The following is a 516-nucleotide window of genomic DNA, read 5'->3' as shown; positions in this document are numbered from 1 at the left end:
ATGGCAAGAGCGGTTGGAGTAGAGAAAGCGCTCGGTATATTAGCAAGAATAACAGCGGTTAAAATCGTGACCGTAATGCCAATCAGCTGATATGTGTTGCTTAAGCTTGTGAGTTCGTTTGTGTAAGTTAGGAATACGTAGGATGAATATAGGAGGCTAACACAAACAAACACATAGTAGAGCTTCTCTTGTCTGAGGCGATGCAAAAGAAAGAAGCTTCCTATCCATGGTAATGCGATGATTCGCTGGATCATGATGGAGTTTGGGTCATTTAGGGCAATGGCATCTGCCGCAAATAATGCACCACATATTAACGCAATGCTTAATAGTGCTATACCAGTTTCGTTATGCTGTCTGTTGTAGTTCCAATGAGTGAAATCAGAATATTTACGTAAGGTGCTGAGCAGGCGACTTTTAAAATCATTACGCGAGCTAAGCATGTTCCACCTTCTCAGCCGCAAGTTCTCTACTCATGTTTGATTGTAAGGCTGGAAATATCATTTGAAATACAACCAA

The 516-nt window shown here is 41.3% G+C and carries 1 protein-coding gene; it reads right to left on the bottom strand.

Annotated features, from left to right (window positions below; all coding sequences use genetic code 11):
- A partial coding sequence (locus A3739_RS07250) for a hypothetical protein (RefSeq protein ID WP_156502444.1) occupies positions 1–440 on the bottom strand: 440 nt, incomplete at its 3' end.
- Positions 441–516: the final 76 nt, after the last annotated feature.

This window comes from Oleiphilus sp. HI0067 (genome assembly GCF_001635735.1).
The sequence above is the reverse complement of the archived record's forward strand: the minus strand, read 5'-3'. Positions and strand labels throughout refer to the sequence as shown.